Below are 293 nucleotides of genomic sequence, written 5' to 3'. Positions count from 1 at the left end.
CCTGTCGGTAAGCTGCCTGTACTTTGGGATTGAGATTTTGACTCCCTCTGACCAGATAGCTTCCTTTGGCTTTGGTCACATCAGCAAAGTACTCGCGGCTGATGTAACCGGCATCCGCCAATAACAGTTTGTTATTTAACGAATTTTCGGCCGGAAGATGCTTGCGCTCCGATTCGGTATCCGCCGTGATACTCATCGATATCGGCGACTGGTCCAGCAAGGACATGGTCATATGACACTCTACCGCAGCGGGGCTGTGCTTATTGAATCGGCCCGGGAAATGTTCTGCCAAT

The 293-nt window shown here is 50.9% G+C and carries 1 protein-coding gene; it reads right to left on the bottom strand.

The genetic code is table 11. The features are described from left to right. On the bottom strand, positions 1–293 hold a 293-nt coding region (locus tag J9892_RS21590), incomplete at both ends, for a transposase (RefSeq protein WP_210538962.1).

It is taken from the genome of Aeromonas sp. Prich7-2, from assembly GCF_017939255.1.
Taxonomy (GTDB): Bacteria; Pseudomonadota; Gammaproteobacteria; order Enterobacterales; family Aeromonadaceae; genus Aeromonas; species Aeromonas caviae.
The sequence above is the reverse complement of the archived record's forward strand: the minus strand, read 5'-3'. Positions and strand labels throughout refer to the sequence as shown.